Here is an 18072-nt window from a genome sequence, read left to right on the forward strand (position 1 = left end):
AGCCTGAACACTTTTGCACTCAGGTCTCAGTAGCGAAGCCCTCGACTATAGCACGCCTCACACCACAGAGCAGGGAAAACCCGAAGAAATTTGCAAAAACCCGCTCTGCTGATCAGCTGCGCGCACCCGCCACAGCAGCCTCCAGCGCATCGATGAACAGGAAGGCCACGTCGCAGCCTGTCTGATCAAAGATTTCCTGGAAGCAGGTCGGGCTGGTGACATTGATCTCCGTGACGCAGTCGCCGATCACATCCACGCCAGCCAGCAGCAAACCACGGGATTGCAGCACCGGCCCCAGTGCTTCACCAATCTCACGATCTCGTGCAGACAGAGGGCGCGCCACGCCCTTGCCGCCAGCGGCCAGATTGCCCCGCACTTCGCTGCCTTGGGGAATGCGCGCTAGGCAGAACGGCACCGGCTTGCCGCCAATGATGAGAACCCGCTTGTCGCCATCGACGATCTCGGGCAGAAACTTTTGCACCATCACGCTCTGTGCGCCGTGGCGGTTCAGGGTTTCGGTGATGCTGCCGAGGTTGAGACCATCAGGCCCCACGCGGAAGATTCCCATGCCGCCCATGCCGTCCAGGGGCTTGAGGATGATGTCCTGGTGCTCCGCATGGAAACGGCGAATGTCTTCCGCATCCCGGGTGACCAGCGTAGGCCCGATGAACTGCGGAAACTCCATGATGGCCAGCTTTTCCGGGTGGTCCCGCAGGGCGCTGGGCTTGTTGAACACGCGCGCGCCGTCGCGCTCTGCCTGCTCCAGCAAGTGGGTCGCGTAGAAGTACTCGCTGTCGAAGGGCGGGTCCTTGCGCATGAGCACCGCGTCAAAGTCGGCCAACGCTGCGCTGCGCTGCGACTGGGCCTCGTACCAGTGGGTGGCATCGCCTGTCAGCCGGATGTCCTGCACCCGCGCGGTGACCTTGCTGCCGCGCTGCCAGGTGATGTGCTGCGGTTCGCAGACCGTGAGGGTGTGCCCACGCCGCTGTGCCTCGCGCATCATGGCGAAGGTGGTGTCCTTGTAGATCTTGAAGCTTTGCAGCGGGTCGGCGATGAAGAGCAGTTTCATGGTGTCGGGTCAAGAAAGGGGGAGCCTATGGGCCCAGGCAGCCAAGGCGGCTTACGCGCCGTTGGCCTGCGAACGCCTGTACTGTTGCACAAATAGCGCAATGCTGCCGGCCACCACTCCCCAGAAGGCCGAGCCCACCCCAACAATGACCACACCGCTGAGGGTGACGAGGAAGGTGATGAGTGCCGCCTCACGGTGCGACTCGTCCCGCAGCGCCGCCGCCAGACCGTTGCCGATGGTGCCCAGCAAGGCCAAACCCGCGATGGCCACCACCAGTTCCTTGGGAAAGGCGGTGAGCAGCCCCGTGATGACCGCACCAAACACGCCGATCGCCACATAAATGGCGCCGCATGCCACTGCGGCGGTGTAGCGCCGGCTGCGATCGGCGTGCGCCTCGGGGCCCATGCACATTGCAGCGGTGATGGCACTGAAGTTGAGCGCAAACGCGCCAAAAGGCGCCAGCACCAGGGTGGCCAGACCCGTGAGCGTGATGAGCCGCGAAATGGGCAGGTCGTAGCCCGACGCTCGGATGACCGCCACACCGGGTAGGTTTTGCGAAGCCATGGTCACCACAAACAAAGGAATCGCCAGGCTGACGGCGGCAGCCACGCTGAACTGGGGCGCGGTGAAAACCGGCAGGGCCAACTCCAGCTGCACCGCCGACCAGGCCATCTGCCCTTGGCCGGCCACAAACACCACGGCCGCTGCGAGGGTGATGACCACCGCATACCGCGCAGCCAGACGGCGGCTCACCAGATAGACCATCAACATCAGCAGCACCAAGGGCAGCGCCGTCTGGGCGGCCGCAAACGCCTGTAGGCCAAAGCGGGCCAGCACGCCGGCCAGCAGGGCTGCGGCGATTTCCATGGGGATGCGGTTCATCACGCGCTCAAACCAGCCGGTGACGCCCGCCAGGGTGACGAGCAACGCGCTGAGCATGAAGGCGCCGATCGCCTCGCCCATGCTGAAGCCGCCCGCCAACCCTGCCGTGGCCAGCACGGCGGCGCCCGGTGTGGACCAGGCCACCATGACGGGCTGGCGCAGGATCAACGAGGGCACCAGCGAACACAGCCCCATGCCCAGACCCAGCGCCCACATCCAGGACGTGATCTGCGCAGGCGTGGCGCCAAACGCCTGGGCAGCCTGAAACACGATGGCCACCGAACTGGTAAAGCCCACCAGCACCGCCACGAAGCCCGCCACTGCCGTGGAAAGGCTCAGGTCTTTGAAAAATTGCATGGGCGCGATTCTGTCACCGCGCGCATCGGGCAATGAGACAGACGGGCGGATCGCCCCGATTACTACATTATTGATAGCACTCCAGACAATTAGCACTAGCGCCACCAAGCAAAACCGCCTCAAACTGCCTCGCAGTACCTGCAGGGGGCCTGGAGAGCCCTGCGGTCAGATCTCGATCTTGGAGCCCAGCTCGACCACCGCGTTATTGGGCAGGTGCAGGAAGTCGGCCGCGCCGCTGGCGTTGTGGTGCATCTGGGCGAACAGCTTTTCGCGCCAGGGCGCCATGCCGCTGCCGATGGTGGGGATCACAGTGTCGCGCGACAGGAAATAGCTGGTGGTCATGGGCTCCAGCTCACAGCCTCGCCCGCGCAGCAGTTCCAGCGCACGGGGCAGGTCGGGGTCGTTCTTGAAGCCATAGTGCACCACCACCTGCCAGCAGTCGTGCCCCAGCGACTCGACCTGCAGCCGCTTGTCCAGGCCAATCCAGGGTGTCTCATGGTTGTGCACGGTGACAAACAGGTTCTGCTGGTGCAGCACCTTGTTGTGCTTGAGGTTGTGCAGCAAGGCATTGGGCACCGCGCCGGTTTCGGCCGTCAGGAAGACGGCCGTGCCATCCACCCGGGTGGGGGGGCTGATGAAGATCGACTCCAGAAAGTCCTTGAGGTCGATGGCATCGGCGCGCAGCTTGTCGTTCAGCAAGCGGCGTCCTTCCTTCCAGGTCATCATGAGCGAGAACACGATGCCGCCGATCATCAACGGGAACCAGCCGCCCTGGAACAGCTTGAGCAGGTTGGAGGCGAAGAACGCCAGGTCCACCACAAAGAAGCAGCCCGTGGCCGCAATGCACAGCGCCAGCGGATACCGCCAGCCGTAGCGGATGACGAAGAAGGTCAGCGTGGTGGTGATCAGCATGTCCAGCGTCACCGCGATGCCGTAGGCTGCCGCGAGGTTGCTCGACGAGCGGAACATCACCACCGCCAGCACGATGGCCACGAACAGCCCCCAGTTGACCAGCGGCATGTAGATCTGGCCCGTATCGCGCACGCTGGTGTGCTGGATGTTCAGGCGCGGCAGGTAGCCTAGCTGGATGACCTGCTTGGTCACGCTGAACGCGCCGGTGATCAGCGCCTGCGAAGCAATCACGGTGGCCATGGTGGCCAGGATCACCAAAGGCACCAGCGCCCAGTCGGGAGCCATCAGATAGAAGGGGTTCTTGACGGCCTCGGGCTCGGCCAGCAGCAGCGCGCCTTGGCCAAAATAATTGAGGGTGAGGGAGGGCATGGCCACACCAAACCAGGCCATGCGGATCGGGCGCTTGCCAAAGTGGCCCAGGTCGGCATACAAGGCCTCGGCGCCCGTCACGCACAGCACCACCGCGCCCAGAATGATGAAGCTGGTGCCCGGGTTGGCCCACATGAAGCCCAGCGCGTGGTGCGGGCTCAGCGCCCACAAGATCTCCGGGTGCCCCACGATGTGCGACACGCCCAGCAACGCGATGGTGACGAACCACACCAGCGTGATGGGGCCAAAAAACTTGCCAATGCCGCCTGTGCCGCGCTTTTGCACGGCAAACAGGCAAAACAGCACCACCAGCGTGATCGGAATCACGTAGTGCTTGAAGTGCTCGGACACCACCTCCAGCCCCTCCACCGCCGACAGCACTGAGATGGCCGGGGTGATGACGCCATCGCCATAGAACAGCGAGGTGCCAAAAATACCCACGCCCAGCAGCACGCTGCGCAACTGGGGCTTGTCTTTGACGGCCTGGGAGGCCAGGGCCAGCATGGCGATGAGGCCGCCCTCGCCGTGGTTGTCGGCGCGCAGCACCAGCACCACGTACTTCAGGGAGACGATGACCGTGAGGGTCCAGAAAAAGATGGAGAGGATGCCGTAGACGTTCGTGGGCGTGAAAGGCACATGGCCGGACCCGAACACCTCCTTGACGGCATACAGCACGCTGGTGCCGATATCGCCATACACAACACCGATGGCGCCCAGCGTGAGCGCTGCGAGCGATGACTTGGAGCTTTGCACTGACCACCCCCGGGCGCTCGGCCAGACGGGGTTCCGTTACTTTTGGGAACGCTATTGTGCGCCTGAGCCAGATCAAGCGATTGGAGGCGAAACCCCATGTTGCAATGCAGCAACTCGCCCTTGGCAACCGGGCGCGGGCATGGCATGCGGGGCGGCCGCCCTCCCCCATCCGCCTGCTGTACAGCCTCTGCCCAGGCGGCAAAGGCGCTGAAACCCGATGCCTCCGGGCCCGCAAAGGGCCCCAAAGACCCTGGCTTTTAGTCGTACACCTCGGCGTCCGGGTTGGTGGCCTCCAGCTCATAGCTGGCCGCCAGCATCGCCAGCCGGGCCACCACGCCGTACATATAGAAGCGGTTGGGTGCGCTCACACCCGGGCGCACGCCAGGCTGGGGCATGTGGGTGCTGTGTTCAAAGGCCAGGGGCACAAAGCTCGCGCCGGGGGCGTTGAGGTTTTCATCCACACCGCGCTCGGCGTGCATGCGGTAGAAGCCCCCCACCACGTAGCGGTCCATCATGTAGACCACGGGCTCGGCCACGGCATCGTTCACGCGCTCCTGCGTCAGCACGCCTTCCTGGATGATGACCTCGCTCACCGGCTGGCCGTCCTTGATCACGGCCATCTTGTTGCGCGTCTTGCGGTTGACCGCGTCCAGCTCCTTGGCGTCGCGCACGGTCATGATGCCCATGCCGTAGGTGCCGTTGTTGGCCTTGACGATCACGAAGGGCTTTTCGTTGATGCCGTATTCCTTGTACTTGCGGCGCACCTTGGTCAGGAGTGCGTCCACGCTGGTCTGAAGCTGGTCCATGCCCGTGCCCTCGGCAAAGTCCACCTCGCCGCACTGGCTGTACATGGGGTTGACCAGCCAGGGGTCAATGCCGAGCATCTTGCCAAAGCGCTTGGCCACCTCTTCGTAGTTCTTGAAGTGGGTGCTCTTCTTGCGCACGCTCCAGCCGGCGTGCAGCGGGGGCAGCAGGTACTGCTCGTGGATGTCTTCCAGAATGCCGGGGGCGCCTGCGGTGAGGTCGTTGTTCAGCAGGATGGTGCAGGGGTCAAAGTCCTTGAGCCCCAGCCGGCGCTTGGTGCGCACCACGGGCTCCAGGGTCACGGTGTCGCCGTTGGGCAGCTCGATCAGCGTGGACTTCTTGATCTCGGGGCTGATGGAGCCCACGCGCACGTTCAGGCCCGCCATGTTAAAGATGCGCTGCAGCTGCACCACGTTGGACAGGTAGAACGTGTTGCGCGTGTGGTTCTCCGGAATGATCAGCAGGTTGCGCGCTTCGGGGCAGATCTTCTCGATGGCGGCCATCGCAGCCTGCACGGCCAGCGGCAGCATCTCTTTGGTCAGGTTGTTCCAGCCGCCCGGGAAGAGGTTGGTATCGACCGGCGCCAGCTTGAAGCCTGCATTGCGGATGTCTACCGACGTATAGAACGGCGGCGTGTGCTCCATCCACTCCAGCCGGAACCAGCGTTCGATGGCGGGCATCGAGTCGAGAATGCGCTGTTCGAGTTCGTTGATCGGCCCGGTGAGGGCCGTGATGAGATGCGGAACCATGGAAAGCCCTCGGGAAGCGATTGCAGTGAATTGTAGGATGTGGGGTCAGGCCGGGTTTTCGCAAGCCACCCCTTGTTGGTGCCACGGCCCTGCGCCCTACCGGCGCCAGAACGCCGGGGTCAGCAAGGCCATAAAGCTCAATATCTCCAGCCGGCCCAGCAGCATGGCCAGCGTGCACACCCAGATCTGGAAATCGGTCAGCACCGCATAGTTGGACGCTGGCCCCACGCTGCCCAGGCCCGGGCCCGCACAGTTGACGCTGGCCAGCACCACCGAGAACGCCGTCACCGGGTCCAGGTCCGTCAGCAGCATGACCATGCTCAGCCCAAAGACCGTGCCGCCATAGACCAGCATGAAGGCCAGCACCGAGAAGATCACCCGGTTGTCCACCACGGCATCGCCCAGCTGCACCGGCTGCACGGCGCGTGGGTGCACCAGGCGGTTCATCTCGCGGCGCGCCTGCTTGACGAGGATGAGCATGCGGACCATCTTGATGCCCCCGCCCGTCGATCCGGCGCTGGTGGCCACACCCGACAGCAGCAGCATGAACACCGGCGCAAACACGGGCCAGGCCAGGTAGTCCACCGTGGCAAAGCCGGTGGTGGTGGCCAGCGACACCAGATTGAACATGCCATGGCGCAGCGCGTCCAGCGGCCCATACACGCCCTTGGCCCACAGCAGCAGCGCCACCAGCAGACCGCCGCCAATCAGCGTCACCAGCGTGGCCCGCAGCTCCGGGTCGCGCCAGAATCCGCCCCACTGGCCCTTGCGAATGGCGACGAAGTACAGCGCAAAATTGCAGCTGGCCACCAGCATGAAGAAGATACAAATCGCCTCCAGCAGCGGCGACTGGAAGTAGCCAAAGCTCAGGTCGTGCGATGACAGCCCGCCCAGGCTCACGGTGGTGAACATGTGCATCAACGCATCGAGCGGCGCCATGCCCCCGGCCCAGTAGGCCAGGCCACACAGCGTGGAAAACAGCGCATACACCCCCCACAGCCCCTTGGCCGTGCCGGTCATGCGCGGCGTGAGCTTGGTGTCCTTCAGCGGCCCCGCCGCCTCGGCCTTGAACAGCTGGCTGCCGCCCACGCCCAGCAGCGGCAACACAGCCACGGCCAGGATCAGGATGCCCATGCCGCCCATCCACTGCAAAAAGGTGCGCCACACATTCACCGACACAGGCAGTGCATCCAGGCCCGCCAGCACGGTGGAGCCCGTGGTCGTCAGGCCCGACACCGCCTCGAAGTAGGCATGCGTGAACGACAGCGGGTGCCCGGTGTGGTGCCCGGCCAGCATCAGCGGCAGCGCGGCCGACAGGGGCAACAGCGCCCACACCAGCGAGACCAGCATCACGCCATGGCGCGGTTGCAGCTCCTGCCGAAAGAGCCGCAGCCGCCACCACAGCCACGCGCCGGCCAGCATCGTGGCTGCGATGGACAGCGGGTACACAAACCAGACGCCATCACGCGTCCACAGCGACACCGCCAGCGGCAGGCCCATGGACAGCGAGAAGATCATCAACAGAATGCCCAGCACACGCAGAACGGGAAACATGTCCGTCATGGAGGTCTCGCGCAGCTCGGTGCCGGGTCAGAAAAAAGTTGCGCTCACGCGGAAGAGCTTTTCCACGTCGCGCACCAGCCGCTTGTTGGGCAGGAAAAACACCACATGGTCGTTGCTCTCGATCACCGTGGCGCTGCGCGGAATGATGACCTCGGGCTCGCGCAGATCGGCAGCGGCTGCCTCCGCCGTTTCCGACGCGTCTGGCAGACCGCGCACGATCAGGCCGATGTGCACATCGCGCGGCAGCTGCAGGTCGCTGACCTTGCGGCCGACTACGCGCGAGCTTTTGCGGTCGCCGCGCGCCACAATCTCCAGCGCCTCGGCCACGCCCCGGCGCAGGCTGTGCACGGCCTGCACGTCGCCCTGGCGCACATAGGCCAGCAGCTCGCCCAGCATCGCCTGTGCGGGCGACAGCGCGATGTCGATCTGCGTGCCGTGCATCAGGTCGGCATAGCTGCGCCGGTTGATGAGGGCCAGCACACGGCTCGCGCCCATGCGTTTGGCCAGCAGGCACGACATGATGTTGTCCTCATCGTCGTCGGTGAGCGCGAGGAACAGGTCCACCTCCTCGATGCCTTCGTCACCCAGCAGGTCTTCGTCGGTGGTGTCGCCCTGCAGCACCAGCACCTCGGGCGGCAGGGCCGACGCCAGCTCCACGCAGCGGTCCGCATGGTCCTCGATGATCTTGATGTGAAAGCGCCCGCCCGCCTGGCTGAGCTGCCGCGCCAGCCGCAGGCCCACACGGCCACCGCCCGCAATCATGATGCGGCGCACGGGCTGGGGCTGTTGGGAGGCTGGGCGGTGCAGGGCGGCCAGCACGTTGGCAATGTGCTCGTGCGCGGCCAGCACGAACACTTCGTCCCCCGGCTCGATGCGCGTGCTGCCGTCGCAGGCGATGAAACGGTCAGGCTCGTCCGGGAAGCGCCGGTAGATCGCCACCATGCGCATCGCCAGCTCTGGCGCACTTTCGCGCAGCGCGCCGATGGAGTGCCCGACCATGGGAGCCCCCACCCGCGCCCGCACCGACACCAGGCAAGCGCGCCCCCCGGCAAATTCGCGCACCTGCATGGCCTCGGGGTACTCGATGAGCTTGCCAATGTAGCGGGTCAGCGATTCTTCGGGGCAGATGATGCGGTCCACCGCAAACCCCTCGGGGCCGACCAGCCGTTCATGGGTCTCGAAGCCTGTAGACCGCACCCGCGCGATGCGCTTGGGGATGTTGAACAGCAGCTGCGCGATCTTGCAGCACACCAGGTTGGTCTCGTCCTGCGCGGCGCAGGCGATCAGCAGGTCGGTGTCCTCGGCCCCCGCCTCGGCCAGCACGGCGGGCTCGATGCCGTTGCCCACCACCCCGCGCAGGTCAAACCGCGACTCCAGGTCGCGCAGACGTGCGGCATCGGTGTCGATGACGGTGATGTCGTTGCGCTCGGACACCAGGCTGTCTGCCACGCTCTGGCCCACGCGGCCGGCGCCGAGGATGATGATTTTCATATGAAATAGGCCGCAAGCGCCAGTCGAACATGCGCCAGCAGCTATCGTTTCAGGAGCGCATCAGGCCCGCACCTCGCCCTCACCCAGCACCACGTACTTGAGCGAAGTGAGGCCTTCGATGCCCACCGGGCCCCGCGCATGGAACTTGTCGGTGCTGATGCCGATTTCGGCGCCCAGGCCGTACTCGAAACCGTCGGCAAACCGCGTGCTGGCGTTCACCATCACGCTGGCCGAATCCACCTCGCGCAGGAACTGCTGGGCATGCATGTGGTCGCGCGTCAGGATGGCGTCGGTGTGGTGGCTGCTGTAGCGGTTGATGTGCGCAATGGCCTCATCCACCCCCGCCACGATCTTCACGCTGATGATCGGAGCCAGGTATTCCTCGCTCCAGTCCTGTTCGGTCGCCGGCACCAGCTTGGCACCCGCCACGCTGTTCAGGATCGCCAGCGACTCGGGGCAACCGCGCATCTCCACCCCCTTGGCTGCATACACCGCGCCGATTTGGGGCAAGAACTCTGCCGCCACGCCGCGCGCCACCAGCAGGCCTTCGCTCGCGTTGCAGGGGCTGTACTTGTTGGTCTTGGCGTTGTCGGCCACCTTGACGGCCATGGCGATGTCGCAGGGGTCGTCCACATAGGTGTGGCAGTTGCCGTCCAGGTGTTTGATCACCGGCACCTTGGCATCGCGGCTGATGCGCTCGATCAGGCCCTTGCCGCCGCGCGGGATGATCACGTCCACAAACTGCGGCATCGTGATGAGCTGGCCCACGGCCTCGCGGTCGGTGGTCTGCACCAGTTGCACCGCGTCTTGCGGCAGTCCGGCCTCAGCCAGCGCCTGCTGCACGATCTTGGCCAGTGCCTTGTTTGAATCAATCGCCTCGGAGCCGCCACGCAGGATGCAGGCGTTGCCGCTCTTGATCGACAACGACGCGGCTTCGATGGTGACGTTGGGACGGCTCTCGTAAATCATGCCGAACACGCCAATCGGCACCCGCATCTGGCCCACGCGAATGCCGCTGGGCTGCTGTTTCATGCCCAGGATCTCGCCAATGATGTCGGGCATGGCGGCCAGCTGCTCGCAGCCCTCGGCACAAGTCTCCAGCACCTTGGGGGTGAGCTTGAGCCGGTCCACCATCGGGCCCGCCAGCCCATTGGCCACGGCGCGCTCCAAGTCTTTGGCGTTGTCGATCTGGAGCTGGGCCACGTTCTCGCGCAGCAACCGGGCGAGCGCCTTGAGCGCTTTGTTTTTGATAGCTGCCGGCGCTTTGGCCATCAGCGCAGAGGCCGTTTTTGCCTGGAGACCGAGAGAGTGCGTGTATTCAGCGACGTTGAGGGCGTTCATCCAGCGATTTTGCCGCACTTGGTATCGGCCCGGTGGGCGCGGGCCCATGGCTGCTTTACCCTCGGGCCTGTCACCCACCATCGATCCGCCCGGCTACGCCATGACCGACACCGCCCACACCCAGCTCACCACCTTCACCCAGGCCCTGCAAGCCTTTGAACGCGGCGACCACACCGCCGCCACCCTCAGCACCCTGACCCGCCAGCAAACCACCCTGCTCGCCGCCCTGCCCCCGCGCTACAGCGAGGTGCTGCTGAACCTGCTGGACCGACTGGAATCGAGCGCGCTGTTTTCGGAAGAAAGCTGCTCGTTCAGCCAGAAGGACCTGGTGGCGAACTTGACGATGTGGGCTGAAAAAGCACGAGGCACATTGAACGCCCGCTGACACGCCCGAGGGCCGAGCGCAGCGATGGCCCGAAGGGCTGTTGGCTGTTTGGATGTTCGGCCCCCCTGCTGGCTGCGCCTGCGGCGGGGCGGCTGGGGGGTGGCATGGGCGTCGAAGCGCCCATGCTTCGTGAACTGGCTCGCCGTGGCTGTCCGAGCGGCGCGCGCAGCGCAAAGCGAGTTCCACGGCGCACCCCGCAGCCGCACCGCTGCAGGTTTGCCCCCACGCAGCGCGTGGGGGTCGCAGACTGGGGGTCGCCTTTTCTTTGCTTACTTTCTTTTGGCGAAGCAAAAGAAAGTGAGTCGCCCGCCGGGGCGATAACCCGGCTCCTGCCCTAGGCCAAGGCACTAACTCCAAATTTCATAGCTACTAGCGCAAGTCCACAAAGCGCTAGACGCCAGAAACACTCAAACCTCCGCCCGCCCCAACCACTTCTCCCGCGCAATATAAGCCCGCACCCCCAGCCCCATGAACGGCTGTGGCGGCATCCGCGTCGGCCCACCCAACGCCAACGCATGCGCGAGCAACGGATGGTCCTGCCCCAGTGCCAAATCCGCCGCCAACGCCCCCAGTGCCGTGAACTTCACCACCCCCGCCCCATTGCACCCCGCCACCCCATGCACCTGCGGCGCCAGCCGCCCCCAGCGCGGCGCACCATTGCGGGTGATGGCAATCGAGCCTTCCCAGAAATGCTCCAGCGCCACATCACTCAGCTGCGGAAAACGCGCGGCAAACACGGCAGCGTGCTCGCGTCGCACCCGCTCGCGCACCGCAGGGCTGACGCGGAAATGCGGCGCATATTCAAAGCCCTGGCGCACCAGAATGCGGTGGTCGTCCGTGTAGCGCAGCGTGGCCCCGGTCACAGCACTCGCAGGCGTCACGCCCCAGCCCTCGGGCGCGCCCAGGCGGCTGCGCTGCTCGGGCGTGAGCGGCGCGGTGAGCGAGCCGAAGGTGACCAGCGGAAACGTCTCCGCGCCCCAGGCACTGCCGAACAAGCCCAGCTGCTGCGCAAAGCCATTGGCCGCCAGCAGCAACTGCGGCGCACGCACGCAGCCTTGCGGGGTGTGGGCCACGACCTTGCCGCCCGAAAAATCCAGCCGTTGCACCGGCGTTTGCTCATGCAAGGTCACGTTGGCAGGCAGCGCGTCGGCCAGGCCCCGGCACAGCGCGGCGGGGTTGAGCAGCACGGTGCCCGGCGTGTAGAGCCCGGCGGCAAAGTAGCGGGTGCCCAGGCGGGCGGCCAGAGCATTGCGGTCCAGCAGCGCGTGCGGAGCACCCAGGGCGCGCAGCTCGTCCACATGGTGCTGCAGCGTGCGCTCGGCGGCGGGCGAGACGGCGCAGTGGTACTTGCCTGCGCGGCGCCACTGGCAGTCGATGCGGTGCTGCGCCACCAGCCCCTCCAGGTCGTTCATGCCCGCCGTGAGCAGGGCCTGGTAGTGCGCGGCCTGGCGCAGTTCTTCGAGCGAGCTGCCAATGTTGTGCGGCACATCGATGGCAAAGCCCGAGTTGCGGCCCGAGGCGTTGTTGCCCACGGTGCCTGCGTCCACCACCACGATGTGGGCGTGCGGGCGCAGCTCGGCCAGGCGGCGCGCAGCGGCCAGGCCCGCAAAGCCCGCGCCCAGCACCAGCCAGTCGGCCTGCACATCGCCCTGCAGCGCGGGGCGCGGCGTGCGTGGGGGCAGGATGGCGGACCAGCCGTTGGTGGCGTCGTCGTGGGGCAGGCGCAAAGGCAGCGGGGCCGCAGCGGCCGCCATCACCGGGCCGCGCTGGTCAAGCGGCACAGTTGCAGCGCCAGGCGCTGCAGCGCCTGCCAGCCGTCTTGCGGCCAGTCGGGCTGCTTGAGGCCTTTGACGATGCCATCCACCGTGTGCGCCGACTGCAGCAGGCGCGCCAGGGCGGCGTCGCTGGCCTTGGGCAGGATGCGTTCAAACAGCCGCTCCTTGGGGCCCCAGATGCGGTTCTCGCGCAGGGCCATGGGCAGAGGGCGGCCGGCGTTCATCGCATCCTTTACGCGCTTGAGGGCGCGGATGTCTTCGGCCAGCGCCCAGTGCACCAGCACTTCGGCCTCGCCCTCGGCCTGCAGGCCGTCGAGCATGCGCTGCACGCGGGCCGTCTGCCCGGCCAGCACGGATTCGGACAGCTTGAACACGTCGTAGCGCGCCACGTTGAGGACGGCGGCTTCGACCTGGGCTTGCGTCAATTCACCCGCCGGGTGCAGCAGCGCGAGCTTTTGAATCTCTTGGTGCGCGGCCAGCAGGTTGCCTTCCACGCGGTCGGCAAAAAACTGCAGGGTGCGCTGGCCTTCTTCGCCCGCCACCACGCGCTGGCCTTGCTGGGCCAGTCGCTGGGCAATCCACTGCGGCAGCTGGCCGCGTTCGATGGGGTCGATCTGGATGGAGACGCCGTTGCCCTCCAGCGCGGCAAACCAGGCGCCGGTCTTGGTGGCTTTATCGAGGCGCGGGAGCATCACCATGGTGAGCGTGCTGTCGTTGCCCCGGGCTGATTCAGCGATCTGCTGCAACGCCACGCTGCCGTCCTTGCCGGGCTTGCCGGAGGGGATGCGGATCTCGACGATCTGCTTGTCGGCAAACAGGCTCAAGCTGCCGCCTGCGGCGAGTACGGCGCTCCAGTCAAAGTGGGCGCCCGCCACGGTGTAGCTGCTGCGTTCGGTGTAGCCCTGGGCACGGGCTGTGGCGCGGATGGCGTCGGCCGCCTCCTGCTGCAGCAAGGGCTCGTCGCCATGCAAAACATAAAGCGGCGACAGGCCCCGTTGAAGATGCTGAGAGAGTTGGGCCAGGGCGACTTGCATGCGGCAAAGTTTATCGCCTGGGCAGACCCGGCATTGCGCAAATTGCCAGCGGATGCCCTCACAGTGCACAAGGGAGGCCACGAACCGATCAGCTGCGGCGCTGTTCATTGGCGCCCAAAGCCCTGAGAATTCCCCCGGGCGCCCGCGCCCTTCCCGCTCACTGCCACACCCCAGAAAGTCAGACCGCCATGCCCCCCACCGCCCTGCGCAGCGCCCAGCCCACCAGCCTGATCGGCGCCCCTACCGACATCGGCGCGGGTGCGCGTGGCGCCTCCATGGGGCCCGAGGCCTTGCGTGTGGCAGGCCTGCAGGCAGCGCTGGAGTCCCACGGGCTGCAGGTGTTTGACCGGGGCAACCTGAGCGGCCCGGCCAACCCGTGGCAGCCGCCGGTGGATGGCTACCGCCACCTGCCCGAGGTGGGGGAGTGGAACCAGCGTGTGTTCGACGCGGTGTATGCCGAGCTGCAGCTGGGCCACCTGCCCATTCTGCTGGGCGGCGACCACTGCCTGGGCCTGGGCAGCATCAGCGCCGTGGCCCGCCATTGCGCGGAGGTGGGCAAAAAGCTGCGGGTGCTATGGCTGGATGCCCATGCTGACTTCAATACCAGTGCACTGACGCCCAGCGGCAATGTGCATGGCATGCCCGTGGCCTGCCTGTGCGGGTTTGGCCCCGAGGCGCTGACCGGGCTGGCCCGCATGCCGGGTGGCGGCCCGGCGCTGCACCCGGCGCAGATCCGGCAGATTGGCATCCGCAGCGTGGACGCAGGCGAAAAGCGCTTTGTGCACGAGCAGGGCCTGGAGGTGTTCGACATGCGCTACATCGACGAGGTGGGCATGCGCCAGACCATGCAGCAGGCGCTGGCCGGGCTGGATGCACACACCCACCTGCATGTGAGCTTTGATGTGGATTTTCTGGACCCCGACATTGCGCCCGGCGTGGGCACCACGGTGCCCGGCGGCCCCACCTACCGCGAAGCGCAGCTGTGCATGGAGATGATTGCCGACAGCGGGCGCCTGGCCTCGCTGGACATTGTGGAGCTCAACCCCGCACTGGATGTGCGCAATCGCACCGCCGTGCTGGCGGTGGACCTGGTGGAGTCACTGTTTGGCAAGAGCACGCTGATGCGCGTGCCCTCGCACGGCCAGGGGCCAACGCTGAGCGCCTGAGCGCCTGAGCGCGCACATTCTTAGAGCAGCGCACAAAACTCAGCGAAGCGGCCATGGCTAGGCGTTTCGCCGCAGACAGTACGACCAGTACGACAAGGCGAGACAACGACGCCAGGGGAGTTCTGTGAGCTGCTCTTAGCGCTTGGCAGCGGCCAGACGGCGCATGAGCTGCTGCACCAGATCCGTCCGCATGTCGCGGTAGAGCAGCGCCTCTTCTGCCTCCTTGGCCAGCGCAATGGTTTCGTTGTAGCTGATGTCGCGCTGCTGCAGCAGCTCAGTGTCGGGAATCAGCTCCACGCCCGTGGGCGTGCGCAGGCGGAACTTGATGCGCAGGCGCAGCTGCAGCTCGCGCACCTGGCCCGACGCGTTGAGGCCCACCACCACGCGCTCTTGCTGCTCCTGCAGCAGGTCGAAAATGGCCTCTGCCGTCGGCATGCTGGCCGGGTCGCGCAGCACCTTGAGCTGGCTGCCCGACCCATCGAGCGTGCGCTGCAGCTCCCGCGCAAGCGGCGAACTGGCTGGGGCCACGATGTACAGCGAGCCAAACCCGAACTCCGGCACGCCACGCAGCCGGAATCCGCAGGCCGACAACAGGGCCACGGGGGCCAGGCTGAGCAGGGTGCGCTTGTTCATGGGGTCAGACCACCACATTGACCAGGCGGCCCGGCACCACGATCACGCGCTTCGGCGCCGCACCGGCGGCCTGGGCCACGAAGGCCTCGCTGGCCAGCGCAATGCGTTCGATCTCGGCCTTGTCGGCCTGGGCGGGTACGTGGATGGAGCCGCGCAGCTTGCCGTTGACCTGCAGCATGAGTTCGATCTCGTCCTGCACCAGGGCGCCGGCATCCACCTGCGGCCAGGGCGCATCCAGCAAGTCGCCCAGCGCACCGGCGTAGCCCAGGCCCGTCCACAGGCTGTGGGCGATGTGGGGCGTGGCGGGGTACAGGCAGCGCAGCAAAATGCCAAAGCCTTCGATCAGCGCCACCTGGGCACCGGCAGAGTCCATGGCCTTGAAGTCTTCGAGCGCGTTGATCATCTTCATCGCGCCGGAGACCACGGTGTTGTACTGCATGCGCTGGTAGTCGTAGTCCACCTGCTTGAGCACGTTGTGGATTTCCAGGCGCAGGGCCTTGGCCTCTTTGCCAAATTGCACGTCCTGCAGGCTGCTGGCGCCCGCGACGCTGGCCATGGCGGCATCGCGGTCGATGGCCGAGAGCTTGACGCCGAAGTTCCACACACGGCGCAGGAAGCGGTAGCTGCCTTCCACCGCCGCGTCGTTCCACTCCAGCGTGGCTTCGGGCGGGGCGGTGAACATCGTGTACAGGCGGGCCGTGTCGGCGCCGTACTTCTCGATCAGGTCCTGCGGGTCCACGCCGTTGTTCTTGGACTTGGACATGGTGCCCACGCCCTCGTAATCGATGGGCGTGCCCACGGGCAGCATGCCGTCGCCGCTGGTGGCTTCGTTCTTCAGCTTGGCGCCGATGATCTTGCCGCCTTCGTCGAGCACATGCTCCACATCGTGCGGCCAGAAGTAGTCCTTGCCACCCTTGGCGGTGCGACGGCTGTAGATGTGGTTGAGCACCATGCCCTGCGTGAGCAGCTTGGTGAAGGGCTCATTGACCTTGACCAGGCCCAGGTCGCGCATGACCTTGGTCCAGAAGCGGGCGTACAGCAGGTGCAGGATGGCGTGTTCAATGCCGCCGATGTACTGGTCCATCGGCATCCAGTAATCCGCACCGCCGGCCACCATGGCGTCGGCGTTCTTGGGGTCGCAGTACCGCATGAAGTACCACGAGCTGTCCACGAAGGTGTCCATGGTGTCCGTCTCGCGGCGGGCAGGCTTGCCGCAGACGGGGCAAGTCACGCCCGCGTGGAAGCCTTCGTGCTTGTGCAGCGGGTTGCCCGAGCCGTCGGGGATGCAGTCTTGCGGCAGCACCACGGGCAAGTCCTTTTCGGGCACGGGCACGGCGCCGTGCTCGTCGCAGTGGATGATCGGAATCGGTGTGCCCCAGTAGCGCTGGCGGCTCACACCCCAGTCGCGCAGGCGCCAGGTGGTCTTCTTCTCACCCAGGCCCTTTTGCTCCAGCGCATGGGCCACGGCGTTCACGGCTTCCTTGTACGACAGGCCGCTGAAGCTGTCGGAGTTGATGGTCACGCCGCGCTGCTTGTCGCCGTACCAGTCCTGCCACTGGTGGTAGTTGAACGTTTCGCCGTCCACCAGCACCACCTGCTTGATCTCGATGCCGTACTTCAGTGCAAACGCAAAGTCGCGCTCGTCGTGCGCGGGCACGCCCATCACGGCGCCGTCGCCATAGCCCATCAGCACGTAATTGCCGACCCACACCTGCACCTTTTCGTCGGTGAGCGGATGGGTCACGTACAGGCCTGTGGGCACGCCCTTCTTCTCTTGCGTGGCCAGCTCAGCCTCTGTGGTACCGCCGGTCTTGCATTCTTCAATGAAGGCTGCCAGCGCCGGGTTGCTCTTGGCGGCATGGGCGGCCAGCGGGTGCTCGGGCGCCACGGCACAGAAGGTCACGCCCATGATGGTGTCGGCGCGCGTGGTGAACACGTACATCTTGCCATCGCCGATCAGTGCGCCGTCTTCGCCAGCGATGTCGTGCGTGAACGCAAAGCGCACGCCTTCGCTCTTGCCGATCCAGTTTTCCTGCATCAGCTTGACGCGCTCGGGCCAGCCGGGCAGCTTGTCGCCGGTCACAAAGCCCAGCAGCTCTTCGGCGTAGTCGGTGATCTTGAGGTAGTAGCCGGGGATCTCACGCTTCTCGACCACCGCACCGGTGCGCCAGCCCTTGCCGTCAATAACCTGCTCGTTGGCCAGCACGGTCTGGTCCACCGGGTCCCAGTTCACCACCTGGGTCTTGCGGTAGGCGATGCCCTTTTCCAGCATCTTCAAAAACAGCCACTGGTTCCACTTGTAGTACTCAGGGTCGCAGGTGGCGACTTCGCGGCTCCAGTCGATGGCCAGGCCCATGGCCTGCATCTGCTTTTTCATGTACGCGATGTTTTCGTACGTCCACTTGGCCGGTGGCACGCCGTTTTTCAGCGCCGCGTTTTCGGCGGGCAGGCCGAAGGCGTCCCAGCCCATGGGCATCAACACGTTGTAGCCGTTCATGCGCAGATAGCGCGTGAGCATGTCGTTGATGGTGTAGTTGCGCACGTGGCCCATGTGCAGCTTGCCGCTGGGGTAGGGCAGCATGGAGCAGGCGTAAAACTTCTTCTTGCTCGTGTCTTCCGTCACGCGGTAAGCGTCGGTGCCGGTCCAGTGGTCGTGCGCCGCGCGTTCGACGTCTTGGGGAGAGTATTTGTCTTGCATGGGGGCTCGGGGGTGAGAGAAGAGTGCAGCCGCAGGGCCGCGCTGCAGGGATTTTAGGCGGTCAGGGGCTCGCGCTGGCGGCCCAGCCGTC

At 65.7% G+C, this 18072-nt stretch carries 13 protein-coding genes; 2 read left to right on the plus strand and 11 right to left on the minus strand.

What is annotated here, in order from left to right:
• Positions 1–112: 112 nt before the first annotated feature.
• The 7 genes from gshB to ACODSU_RS00035 form a co-directional block, all read right to left on the minus strand.
• Positions 113–1069 carry a glutathione synthase gene (gene gshB / locus ACODSU_RS00005; protein WP_488839133.1) on the minus strand — a complete coding sequence of 319 codons (957 nt, stop codon included), beginning with the start codon at positions 1067–1069 and terminating at the stop codon, positions 113–115.
• A gap of 51 nt (positions 1070–1120) precedes the next feature.
• On the minus strand, positions 1121–2308 hold the full coding sequence (locus ACODSU_RS00010; RefSeq protein WP_488839135.1) for a benzoate/H(+) symporter BenE family transporter: 1188 nt from the start codon (positions 2306–2308) through the stop codon (positions 1121–1123).
• A gap of 165 nt (positions 2309–2473) precedes the next feature.
• Entirely contained in the window at positions 2474–4342 is a 1869-nt protein-coding gene (locus tag ACODSU_RS00015) for a potassium transporter Kup (RefSeq protein ID WP_291441942.1), read from the minus strand.
• A 257-nt stretch (positions 4343–4599) separates the two neighbouring features.
• Positions 4600–5895 carry a glutamate--cysteine ligase gene (gshA, locus tag ACODSU_RS00020; RefSeq protein WP_015016114.1) on the minus strand — a complete coding sequence of 432 codons (1296 nt, stop codon included), beginning with the start codon at positions 5893–5895 and terminating at the stop codon, positions 4600–4602.
• A gap of 96 nt (positions 5896–5991) precedes the next feature.
• Positions 5992–7458, minus strand: coding sequence for a TrkH family potassium uptake protein (locus ACODSU_RS00025; protein WP_295937147.1), 1467 nt, complete (start codon positions 7456–7458; stop codon positions 5992–5994).
• A 27-nt stretch (positions 7459–7485) separates the two neighbouring features.
• Positions 7486–8949 carry a Trk system potassium transporter TrkA gene (gene trkA, locus ACODSU_RS00030; protein ID WP_488839138.1) on the minus strand — a complete coding sequence of 488 codons (1464 nt, stop codon included), beginning with the start codon at positions 8947–8949 and terminating at the stop codon, positions 7486–7488.
• 60 nt (positions 8950–9009) lie between these two features.
• Complete coding sequence (locus tag ACODSU_RS00035; protein ID WP_488839139.1) at positions 9010–10290, minus strand: glutamate-5-semialdehyde dehydrogenase; 1281 nt, start codon at positions 10288–10290, stop codon at positions 9010–9012.
• Positions 10291–10336: 46 nt separating this feature from the next.
• Between ACODSU_RS00035 and ACODSU_RS00040 the strand changes: the two genes are divergently transcribed.
• Positions 10337–10675 (plus strand): hypothetical protein, encoded by a 339-nt coding sequence (locus ACODSU_RS00040; protein ID WP_488839141.1) that lies wholly within the window; start codon positions 10337–10339, stop codon positions 10673–10675.
• A 407-nt stretch (positions 10676–11082) separates the two neighbouring features.
• On the opposite strand, the gene ACODSU_RS00045 is transcribed toward ACODSU_RS00040, so the two are convergent.
• Both ACODSU_RS00045 and holA read right to left on the minus strand, forming a co-directional pair.
• Positions 11083–12456 (minus strand): NAD(P)/FAD-dependent oxidoreductase, encoded by a 1374-nt coding sequence (locus ACODSU_RS00045; RefSeq protein ID WP_488839143.1) that lies wholly within the window; start codon positions 12454–12456, stop codon positions 11083–11085.
• A complete protein-coding gene (gene holA, locus ACODSU_RS00050) occupies positions 12429–13484 on the minus strand; it encodes a DNA polymerase III subunit delta (RefSeq protein ID WP_488839145.1) in 1056 nt (351 codons plus the stop codon). Before holA ends, ACODSU_RS00045 begins: the two co-directional genes overlap by 28 nt.
• Before the next feature lie 188 nt (positions 13485–13672).
• On the opposite strand from holA, the gene rocF reads away from it, so the two are divergent.
• Positions 13673–14650 (plus strand): arginase, encoded by a 978-nt coding sequence (rocF, locus tag ACODSU_RS00055; RefSeq protein ID WP_488839147.1) that lies wholly within the window; start codon positions 13673–13675, stop codon positions 14648–14650.
• Positions 14651–14785: 135 nt separating this feature from the next.
• On the opposite strand, the gene ACODSU_RS00060 is transcribed toward rocF, so the two are convergent.
• Together ACODSU_RS00060 and leuS are read right to left on the minus strand one after the other, a co-directional pair.
• Complete coding sequence (locus ACODSU_RS00060; RefSeq protein WP_015016122.1) at positions 14786–15283, minus strand: LPS-assembly lipoprotein LptE; 498 nt, start codon at positions 15281–15283, stop codon at positions 14786–14788.
• A gap of 4 nt (positions 15284–15287) precedes the next feature.
• Positions 15288–17981 carry a leucine--tRNA ligase gene (gene leuS, locus ACODSU_RS00065; protein ID WP_488839149.1) on the minus strand — a complete coding sequence of 898 codons (2694 nt, stop codon included), beginning with the start codon at positions 17979–17981 and terminating at the stop codon, positions 15288–15290.
• Positions 17982–18072 lie beyond the last annotated feature (91 nt).

The organism is Acidovorax sp. FG48 (genome assembly GCF_057809085.1).

What these genes read in the sequence shown, in the direction of transcription:
- gshB (WP_488839133.1), bottom strand. Translation starts at nt 1,069, where the DNA reads ATGAAACTGCTCTTCATCGCCGACCCGCTGCAAAGCTTCAAGATCTAC.
- ACODSU_RS00010 (WP_488839135.1), bottom strand. Translation starts at nt 2,308, where the DNA reads ATGCAATTTTTCAAAGACCTGAGCCTTTCCACGGCAGTGGCGGGCTTC.
- gshA (WP_015016114.1), bottom strand. Translation starts at nt 5,895, where the DNA reads ATGGTTCCGCATCTCATCACGGCCCTCACCGGGCCGATCAACGAACTC.
- ACODSU_RS00025 (WP_295937147.1), bottom strand. Translation starts at nt 7,458, where the DNA reads ATGACGGACATGTTTCCCGTTCTGCGTGTGCTGGGCATTCTGTTGATG.
- trkA (WP_488839138.1), bottom strand. Translation starts at nt 8,949, where the DNA reads ATGAAAATCATCATCCTCGGCGCCGGCCGCGTGGGCCAGAGCGTGGCA.
- ACODSU_RS00035 (WP_488839139.1), bottom strand. Translation starts at nt 10,290, where the DNA reads ATGAACGCCCTCAACGTCGCTGAATACACGCACTCTCTCGGTCTCCAG.
- ACODSU_RS00040 (WP_488839141.1), top strand. Translation starts at nt 10,337, where the DNA reads ATGGCTGCTTTACCCTCGGGCCTGTCACCCACCATCGATCCGCCCGGC.
- holA (WP_488839145.1), bottom strand. Translation starts at nt 13,484, where the DNA reads ATGCAAGTCGCCCTGGCCCAACTCTCTCAGCATCTTCAACGGGGCCTG.
- rocF (WP_488839147.1), top strand. Translation starts at nt 13,673, where the DNA reads ATGCCCCCCACCGCCCTGCGCAGCGCCCAGCCCACCAGCCTGATCGGC.
- ACODSU_RS00060 (WP_015016122.1), bottom strand. Translation starts at nt 15,283, where the DNA reads ATGAACAAGCGCACCCTGCTCAGCCTGGCCCCCGTGGCCCTGTTGTCG.
- leuS (WP_488839149.1), bottom strand. Translation starts at nt 17,981, where the DNA reads ATGCAAGACAAATACTCTCCCCAAGACGTCGAACGCGCGGCGCACGAC.